This is a genomic window from Gemmatimonadota bacterium (assembly GCA_016209965.1).
GTDB lineage: Bacteria > Gemmatimonadota > Gemmatimonadetes > Longimicrobiales > RSA9 > JACQVE01.
In genome coordinates, this window is sequence record JACQVE010000258.1 from 1 (window position 1) to 7,759 (window position 7,759).

The following is a 7,759-nucleotide window of genomic DNA, read 5'->3' on the forward strand; positions in this document are numbered from 1 at the left end:
GAGACCAGCTTGATCAGCGGGTAGGTGATGAAGCCCAGCGCGAGCCCGTTGGCAATCGAGAAGGTGAGCGGCATGGCGATCAGTGTCAGGAAGGCGGGCGCCGCCTCGGTCATGTCGGTCCAGGGCACTTCTTGCACGGCGCGCAGCATGAGCGCGCCCACCACGATCAGGGCGGGCGCCGTGGCCATGGGCGGAATCGCGCCGGCCAGAGGCGCGAGCACGGCGGAAAGCAGCAGCAGCAGCGCCACGACCACCGCCACCAGCCCGGTCCGCCCGCCCTGCGAGATGCCGGCCGCGCTCTCGATATACGTCGTGATGGTGGAGGTCCCCAGCAGCGAGCCGGCCACAGTGCCCACGCCATCGGCGAGCAGCGCGCGGTTCACGCGGGGCAGCCTCCCCTCCGGCGTCAGGTACCCGCCCTGCTGCGCCAGCCCCATGAACGTGCCCACACTGTCGAACAGGTCGACAAACAGGAACACAAAAACGATGTCCAGCAGTCCGAGCGCGAGTGCGGCGCGCACATCCAGCGCCAGGAAGGTGGCGCTGGCGTCCGGCAGCGAGACCACCCCGTGCGGCAAGGGCGCCAGCCGCAGCGCCATGGCCGCCGCGGCAACCAACAGGATCCCCCAGACGATGGCGGCCCGTTCCCCCCGCGCCAGCAGCCCGGCGGTCAACACCAGCCCGGCGAGGGAGAGCAGCGTGGCAGGCGCGGCGATCTGGCCGAGCGTGACGAAGGTGGCGGGACTGGCCGCGATCACGCCCGCGTTGCGCAGCCCGATGAAGGCAATGAACAGGCCGATCCCCGCGGCGGTCGCGGTCTTGAGCGAGCGCGGCACCGCGTCCACGACCAGGGCGCGCACGCGGCCCACGGTGAGCAGCACGAACAGCACACCGGAGAGGAAGACCGCGCCCAGCGCCGTCTGCCAGGGCACGCCCAACCCCTGCACCACGCTGTAGGCAAAATAGGCGTTCAGCCCCATCCCCGGCGCCAGCGCGAAGGGATAGTTGGCCACCACGCCCATGAGCAGCGTAGCCGCGGCGGACGCCACGCAGGTCGCGAACAGTGCGCCCTCGAAGGGCACGCCCGCATCACTCAATATGGAAGGATTGACAATGACGATGTAGGCGAGCGTCAGGTAGGTGGCGAACCCGGCCTGCACCTCCGCGCGCACGGTAGTGCCGTGCTCGCGCAGGCGGAAAAGCCGCTCCAGCACCGCGTTTCCCAGCCTCGAGCCGGAAGGCGCAAGGAGCCGGCCTTCAGCTCCGGCCCCCCTGCACCGGTGGGGCCGGCGTGGCCTCCGCTTCCGCTTCCACCTCCAGCTCCTCCGCCACGGGCAGCGTCGGATCACCCAGCCGATCCATTTCCGTGGTGGGCTCCGGCTTGATGATCAGCCCCGGCTGCTCGAGCGGCGCCTTGGTGTAGCCGCGCTTGTCGGCCGTCTCCGCATCGCCACACCCCGCCAGCACCACCCAGGCGGCAGCCAGCACCGCCGCAGCCATATTCCAGGACCGCTCCTGCCTCATCTGCCATCCCTCCCCCGTGCCAGGACCCGAGCCCCAAGCCCGAAGGGGGAATATGATGATCTGCCCCACCTTCTGGCGCAATAACGCGCGCTACCGACCAACCACGCCTCGCGGCAGGAATAAACCGCCGCCGATATTCTGCCGCTGCGAAAAATCCCTTGACAATCACGGGGGGATCGACTTTCTTTGCACGCGCCAACGAGGTACGTGTCCTATCCACCATCCGACCGGGGGGGAGCTGTGGCCGACGTGAGCGAGAAGGTCATGAATATGGTGCAGGAGGAGATTCGGAAGAACCCGAAAGTCACGACGCAGGAGCTTTGGGAGAGGGCAAAGAAGCTGGACAGGAGTATCGCAAGCTTGAACGCGCGGCAGTTCAACGCCCGCTACCCGCTGCAGGTCAAGCGGTCGATGGCGCCGCGGCGGGGCCGTGGCGGGCGCCCGCGCAAGCCGAGGGTCGCAGCGACTCCCACCACAGACCGGGCCGGCGTCCGCAGCGTGCTCGTCCAGTTCGCCAAGGATGTAGCCGCCGCCGAGGGCAAGGCGCAGATGATCGAGGTGATCGGCGGGGTCGACAAATACGTAGAGCGGGTGCTCAAGGCGGCGGGCAGCGCCTGAGCGCGCGGCAGCGCACCAGAAGAAAAGGACCGGGGAGCCGGTCCCCGCGCCCGGCTCCCAATTTCTCCTTCCCTACACGGCGGGGGGCGTAGCGCCGCCTAGCTGCTCGGCGCTCAGTGCGAGATCTCGGGCAATGCTCTGCATGGCCTGGATCACGTTCTGAATGTGCTCCGTCAGCTCGAGGCCCAGGAGCTGGGGGCCGCGCTCGACGTCTTGCCGGTCCACGCCCCGCGCGAACGTGGGATCCTTCATCTTCTTCTGGACCGACCTGGGCGTGAGATCGTCGATCCCGTTGGGCCGCACCAGTGCTGTCGCCGTGATCAGCCCGGTCAGCTCGTCACAGGCCAGCAGGGTCCGATCCAGCAGACTCTCCGCCGCAACCCCGGTGAAGCTGCCGCGGTGCGCCAGGATGGCGTGCACCACGTCCTCCGGGTAGCCGCGGCGCTGCAGCTCCTCCGCCGCCCGCAGCGGGTGCTCCGCCGGATGCTTTTCCCAATCCAGGTCGTGCAGCAGTCCGGCGAGCGCCCAGCGCTCCTCGTCCGCGCCGAAGCTGCGCGCGTAATACCGGACCGCGGCCTCCACCGCCTTCATGTGGTTGCGCAGCGCGGGGTTCTCCACCCAGGCTTCGAGCAGCTCAAGCGCCTCGCCTCGCGAGGGCATGCTCATCCGGCCGCCGGCACGGGCCGGTCCCGCTGCCGGTCCACCACGCACAGGAAGCCGAACGGCTCGTCCGGGTAGGGGTTCAGGAACTGGTGCGGCTCGCCCGGCGCCACGTAGACCACGTCCCCGAAGCCGACGTCGTGCGTCCCCTCCGCCATGCGCACCCGGCCGCAGCCACGCAGACAGACCGCCACGTGCACGTGCTCGTGCCGCTCGTGCGTGCTGTGGCCCCCGGGCTCGATCTCGAAATAGCGCAGCTCGAACCCCGCCCCCTCAGGCGCCGCCAGCAGCCGGCGCGTCACTCCCCGGAACAGTTCTGCCTCCGCCTTGTACGGCCGCGCCCGCACGCCGTCCCAACCCGCGCCGTCGTAGCGGATCACGCGGCTCTCGACGAGCGGCGCCCCCTCCGGCTCGAGCTCACACGACGACGTCGCCACACCTTCCTCGGGCGTGAGATCCGCAGCGGCCGGGTCCGACGCGGCGGCGCGCTCAGGTTGCATCGTCACGTTCTGCCTTCCTGGCGAGATGAAGCTGCACTGCCCTCGCAGCGCAGGAGCGGCGCGGCGCTAAGATGCGGGGCCGCCGGCGTGATGTAAACCCTGCGGATAGATAACGGTCTTCAGCCCGTCCCCCTTGCCGCGCGCCCGCTCCAGCGCGTCCGCCACGCCTTCCAGCCCGGCCCGGTGCGTCACGAGCTGGCGCACCTGCAGCGCGCCGCCGGCCAGCAGGCTGAGCGCCTCGCGCGTCTCGTCCGGGCCGCAGGAGTAGCTGTGGGTCAGCGTCACCTCGCGGAAATAGAGTCGGGACTGGTCGATCGCCAGCGCCCGGCCCGGCGGCAGCGGCGTGAAGCAGACGACGCGGCCACCAGGCGCTGCGGCCTCGAGCCCCGTCTGGATCGCCCGCTCCTCGCCGGGACAGACCAGCACCACGTCCGCGCCCCGGCCACTCGTGGCCTCGCGCACGGCAGCGGCTACATCCGCCGCGCCCGCGTCCAGCGCCGCGGCCGCGCCCAGTCGCAGGGCGAGCTCACGCCGCTCCGGCAGGAAGTCGCTGCCCAGCACCACTGCGGCGCGGTAGATCCCCGCAAGCTGGACCATCAGCAGGCCCATCGCGCCCAGGCCGATGACCAGCACCGCGTCGAGCGGCTGCACCCGACCCTGGCGCCGCAGGGCGCGGATGCAGGTGGCCAGCGGCTCGATGAAGATCGCCTCCTCGAGCTCCATGTCCGCCGGCAGCCGCAGCGTGTCCCTCTCCAGATTCGGCGCCGGCACGCGAGCGTACTCGGCAAAGCCGCCCGGATCCAGCGCCGTCGCCTTCCAGGTCGCGCAGTTCGACCACAGCCCGCGCCGGCACTCGGCACAGGTGAGACAAGGGGCATGATGGTGCACGAAGACCCGGTCGCCCGGCCGGACCACGCCCACCCCGGGCCCGGCCGCCACGACCACACCCGCAGGCTCGTGGCCCAGCACGACCGGCGCGCCGCTCGCCTTCTGCTCCACGTACCAGCCGAGTGCATCCGAGCCGCACACCCCGCAGGCGAGCACGCGTACCAGCGCCTCGCCCGGGCCCGGCTCGGGCACGCGCACCTCTTCCACCCGCACGTCGCCCCAGCCATAGAGCCGGGCGGCGCGCATCCGCTCTGGAAGGCTGCTGCTCACGATAGGGAAGAACCCCCGCCCGGGCCGCCAGGATCTTGTGGCAGGCTGGCGCCGCGGTCAAGCGCAGCGGCGGCGCCGCCATTTCCAGCAGGCACAGGATCGCCGCCGAAATCGAACCCTTCCGGGGGCAGCACGCGCAGAAACGCCTGCACTACGGCGGGGTCGAATTGCCGCCCGCTCTGCCGCTCGATCTCGGCCGCCGCGTCCGGCACCGGCCAGGCGGGCTTGTACGGCCGCACGTGGGTCATCGCATCGAAGGCGTCCACGACCGCGACAATGCGGCCGCTGAAGGGAATCGCGTCTGCCTCGAGCTCGGCGTAGCCCGAGCCGTCCCAGCGCTCGTGATGGTAGAGCGCGATCTCCTCTGCTAACTGCAAGAGCTTTACCCGGCTGCCGGAGAGCAGCCTGGCGCCGATGACCGTGTGCCGCTTCATGATGCCGAACTCCTCCTCGGTCAGCCTGCCGGGCTTGAGCAGGATGCGGTCGGGCACGCCGATCTTCCCCACATCGTGCAGCGGCGCGGCGCGGCGCATGAGCTCGACCTCTGCCGCGTCGCGGCCCAGCGCCGCGGCCAGCAAGGCCGCCGAGTCGCCCACGCGGCGCGTGTGCTGGCCCGTCTCGTCATCCCGGAACTCCGCGGCTCGCGCCAGCCGCTCCAGGATCTCGAGGCGCGCCTCCTCCAGCTCGCGGGTGCGCTCCCGCACCAGATCCTCGAGCCGCTCGTTCTGCGCCTGCAACCGGAAATGCAGCCGCCGCGCCTCGAGCAGGTTGCGGATGCGGAGCAGCACCTCGGTCGGCTCGAAGGGCTTGCTCAGGAAATCCCTGGCGCCCGAGGCGAGCGCCCGCTCCTTCACGTCCTGCGCCGTCTCGCCCGTCAGGACCAGGATGGGGAGGTAGGTGCCCTCGGGCACCCGCGGCGTGATCTGCTCCATCACCTGGAAGCCGTCCAGGTACGGCATGTCCAGGTCCAGCAGGATGAGGTCCGGCTCCAGGCGGGTGAACAGCGGCAGCGCGCGCCGCGGGTCGGCCGTTGTCTCGATCCGGCTGTAGCCGCCGCGCTCGAGGATCCGCCTCAGCAACTGGAGGTGGCTGTCCTCGTCGTCAACCAGGAGGATGCGCGCTGTGCCCAGGTCAGGATCCATGTTCTCGCTCCACTTCGGCCGGGCGCACTGCAGCTTCCGGCCGGTCCTACGCCTCGCCAGCACCAGGCTGGTCCCGCACCTCCCGCACCTTTCGCGTCAGCCGCTCCAGCGTAAACGGCTTCTCGAGGAAGGCGACGCCGCGTCCCGGCGTGGCGCCGCGCGTAGCGCTCGTCCAGGTCCACGTTCCGGATCTCGATGGTCAGCGTGCCGCCGCGGGGCATGGCGTCCCGCGCGTTCACCGCCAGGTTCATGAAGTCGTGGGCAATGCCGCCCGCCAGTCGGCCGATCGCCTCCAGCTTCTGTGCTTGCCGCAACTCCCCCTCGACAGGGCGCCAGCGCGCGCCTCAGCCGGCCAGCAGGTCAATAACCCGCGGGAATCCGGAAGAACTCGCGCGCCACAAACCGCCCATTCTTGCGGGAACTCGCGGACCGGCTCAGCGCCGGCGGGGCGGCCTGCGCACTCACGTCTCGCGCAAGACCCTGTGCCGCAGCACAATAGGAACTTTGTGCCCCCGGGGAGAGGCTGTGAAAACTGCTGAAGCGGGACATTGAAGCCGTAGCGAATTCCATGCCACCCCGCAAGCGCGAAATCCCCCTTATGGGCTGACCGGCGCACGCCATCCCGCGCCACCACTCCACCAGAACGTCACGTCGTCGGGCACGGCGGGCTCTCACCCGACGTTCCCCGACACCGATTTCCCGATGTTCCGCCTGGCGGACGCCTATCTGATGTACGCTGAGGCCGTGCTGCGCGGCGGCGGCGGCAGCCGGGCGCAGGCCCTGAGCTACGTCAACCAGATCCGGCAGCGTGCGGCCGGGGACAATAGCCGGGCCGTCACGGATGCCCAGCTCACGCTAAAGCTCGTCCTCGATGAGCGCGCGCGCTGCGCCGCCAAGCTCGAAGCTGCCGTCAGCGGAGAATGCGTCTGCGAGCATTGCGAACCCGCCATCGCCGCCATGGTGGTCTTTCGACGTGCCGTAGCAGGCACCGACATCAACGGCTGGTGGGACAACGGCGCGAACGCCATCGCCTTCTCGCGCGGCAAGAAGGGCTTCGTGGCGATCAGCGAGTAGAGCCGGTACTTCCCCGACTTGAGCCTCCGGATCATGGGCGGATCGCGACTTTGATGGCCTCCCTGGCCAGCACCAGCTCGAGCGCCTGCTCGAGCCGGTCCAGCGACTCCCTGTGCGTTATCAGGGGCAAGACCCGGACCTCGCCGGAGAGCAGCAGCTCGAGGGCGCGTCGCACGTCCGCGCGCCCGTAGTGGAAGGCGCCCTTGACGTCTACCTCCTCGTAGTGGATGCGGTAGGCGTCGAAGCGGACGCGGCTGCCGGCCGCACAGCCGCCGTACAGGAGCAGCTCGCCGCCGCTGGCGGCCAGGCCTGCTGCGGCCTCCCAGACCTGGGGCCGGCCCACGCACTCGATGACGACGTCGCCGCCCGTGCCACCCGTCCATTCGCGCACGGCATCCTGCAGGGAGTCGCGGCCCACATCCACCACCGCATCGGCGCCCAGCTCGCGGGCCGCCTCCAGCCGCACGGCGTGCTTGCCCGCCACCAGCACGCGGCCTGCGCCGCGCCGCCGGGCGAGCTGCAGGAAGAGCAGCGCAATCGGCCCATCGCCCAGCAGCACCACGGTCTCCGCCCGGTCGAGCGCGACCCGGTCCGCGCCGTGCACCACGCACGCCACCGGCTCGAGCGCCGCGGCCGCCTCGGCGGAGAGGGTGGCGGGGCGGTCAAACACGCTGGCCGCGACCAGGTGCTGCGGCAGCCGCACGTACTCGGCAAAGCCGCCGAACACCATCCGGCCCACGGCCTCAGGACACAGGTTCTCGCGCCCCCGCCGGCAGAGCCGGCAGGCGCCGCAGGGCGCCGTGGGCACGCAAGCCACGGCATCGCCTTCCCGGAACCCTCGAACGCCGCTCCCCGCCGCGGCTACAACGCCCGCGAATTCGTGCCCCATGGGCAGCGGGAGCGGGATCTTGGGGTGGCCGCGCTGGAAGGTTTTGATGTCCGTGCCGCAAGTCAGCGCGGCCTCGACGTGCAGCACCAGCTCGCCGGGCCCCGGCTCCGGCACGGGAAGCTCGCGTAACTCGACCAGCCCCGGCCGGACCAGGACCGCGGCCGTCATGCGGATAGTCGCGCGCGGCCCCCCGC

General features: G+C 70.8%; 10 protein-coding genes. 2 read left to right on the forward strand and 8 right to left on the reverse strand.

Annotation, left to right across the window (positions count from 1 at the left end):
* Together HY703_10285 and HY703_10290 are read right to left on the reverse strand one after the other, a co-directional pair.
* Nucleotides 1-1,214, reverse strand: a 1,214-nt coding sequence (locus HY703_10285; protein MBI4545574.1) for an NCS2 family permease, incomplete at its 3' end; no start/stop codon positions are given.
* Nucleotides 1,215-1,257: 43 nt separating this feature from the next.
* Entirely contained in the window at nucleotides 1,258-1,524 is a 267-nt protein-coding gene (locus tag HY703_10290) for a hypothetical protein (protein MBI4545575.1), read from the reverse strand.
* Nucleotides 1,525-1,764: 240 nt separating this feature from the next.
* On the opposite strand from HY703_10290, the gene HY703_10295 reads away from it, so the two are divergent.
* Complete coding sequence (locus HY703_10295; protein ID MBI4545576.1) at nucleotides 1,765-2,142, forward strand: hypothetical protein; 378 nt, start codon at nucleotides 1,765-1,767, stop codon at nucleotides 2,140-2,142.
* A gap of 72 nt (nucleotides 2,143-2,214) precedes the next feature.
* On the opposite strand, the gene HY703_10300 is transcribed toward HY703_10295, so the two are convergent.
* The 5 genes from HY703_10300 to HY703_10320 all read right to left on the reverse strand — a co-directional run bounded on the left by HY703_10300 (nucleotide 2,215) and on the right by HY703_10320 (nucleotide 5,853).
* Nucleotides 2,215-2,802, reverse strand: a complete 588-nt coding sequence (locus HY703_10300; GenBank protein ID MBI4545577.1) for an HDIG domain-containing protein — start codon at nucleotides 2,800-2,802, stop codon at nucleotides 2,215-2,217.
* A 2-nt stretch (nucleotides 2,803-2,804) separates the two neighbouring features.
* Nucleotides 2,805-3,302 carry a cupin domain-containing protein gene (locus HY703_10305; GenBank protein MBI4545578.1) on the reverse strand — a complete coding sequence of 166 codons (498 nt, stop codon included), beginning with the start codon at nucleotides 3,300-3,302 and terminating at the stop codon, nucleotides 2,805-2,807.
* 66 nt (nucleotides 3,303-3,368) lie between these two features.
* On the reverse strand, nucleotides 3,369-4,460 hold the full coding sequence (locus HY703_10310; GenBank protein ID MBI4545579.1) for an alcohol dehydrogenase catalytic domain-containing protein: 1,092 nt from the start codon (nucleotides 4,458-4,460) through the stop codon (nucleotides 3,369-3,371).
* Nucleotides 4,457-5,602, reverse strand: a complete 1,146-nt coding sequence (locus HY703_10315; GenBank protein ID MBI4545580.1) for a response regulator — start codon at nucleotides 5,600-5,602, stop codon at nucleotides 4,457-4,459. Before HY703_10315 ends, HY703_10310 begins: the two co-directional genes overlap by 4 nt.
* Nucleotides 5,533-5,853, reverse strand: a complete 321-nt coding sequence (locus HY703_10320) for a hypothetical protein (GenBank protein ID MBI4545581.1) — start codon at nucleotides 5,851-5,853, stop codon at nucleotides 5,533-5,535. Before HY703_10320 ends, HY703_10315 begins: the two co-directional genes overlap by 70 nt.
* A 451-nt stretch (nucleotides 5,854-6,304) precedes the next feature.
* Here HY703_10320 and HY703_10325 point away from each other — a divergent pair, with 451 nt between their 5' ends.
* Nucleotides 6,305-6,676 (forward strand): RagB/SusD family nutrient uptake outer membrane protein, encoded by a 372-nt coding sequence (locus HY703_10325; protein ID MBI4545582.1) that lies wholly within the window; start codon nucleotides 6,305-6,307, stop codon nucleotides 6,674-6,676.
* A 31-nt stretch (nucleotides 6,677-6,707) separates the two neighbouring features.
* Here the strand turns inward: HY703_10325 and HY703_10330 are convergent, their stop codons facing one another.
* Nucleotides 6,708-7,733 carry an alcohol dehydrogenase catalytic domain-containing protein gene (locus HY703_10330; GenBank protein MBI4545583.1) on the reverse strand — a complete coding sequence of 342 codons (1,026 nt, stop codon included), beginning with the start codon at nucleotides 7,731-7,733 and terminating at the stop codon, nucleotides 6,708-6,710.
* Nucleotides 7,734-7,759: the final 26 nt, after the last annotated feature.